The organism is Comamonas testosteroni (assembly GCF_000761245.1).
Classification (GTDB): Bacteria; Pseudomonadota; Gammaproteobacteria; order Burkholderiales; family Burkholderiaceae_C; genus Comamonas; species Comamonas testosteroni_C.
Map to the genome: position 1 here is coordinate 1 of NZ_AWOR01000005.1, position 544 is coordinate 544.

The following is a 544-nucleotide window of genomic DNA, read 5'->3' on the forward strand; positions in this document are numbered from 1 at the left end:
TGCAGGCGCGCATGGCGCGCATCAAGGTGGGCGATGCACGCGCCGCCGGCACCGACATGGGCCCCGTGGTCAGCCAGGCCCAGCTGGAACAGGACCTCTCCTACGTGGAAATCGCCAAGGCCGAAGGCGCACGCCTGGCCGCTGGCGGTGCCCGCATCGCCTGCCACACAGGCAGCGGCAACGAGGGCTACTACATGGCGCCCACACTGTTCGTGGACACCGAAGCCGGCATGCGCATCAACCGCGAAGAAGTCTTCGGCCCCGTGGCCAGCGTGATCCGCGTCAAGGACTACGAAGAAGCCCTGGCCATGGCCAACGACACGCCGTTTGGCCTGTCGGCCGGCATTGCCACCACCAGCCTCAAGCACGCCACGCACTTCAAGCGCCACAGCCAGGCCGGCATGGTCATGGTCAACCTGCCCACGGCGGGGGTGGACTACCACGTGCCGTTTGGCGGTCGCAAGGGCTCAAGCTACGGCCCGCGCGAGCAGGGCCGCTATGCCCAGGAGTTCTACACCACGGTGAAGACGGCCTATACGCTGGC

General features: G+C 67.5%; 1 protein-coding gene. It reads left to right on the forward strand.

The genetic code is table 11. The features are described 5' to 3' along the window. The coding region (locus tag P353_RS04100) for an aldehyde dehydrogenase family protein (protein ID WP_034365714.1) at positions 1 to 544 on the forward strand (544 nt) is incomplete at both ends.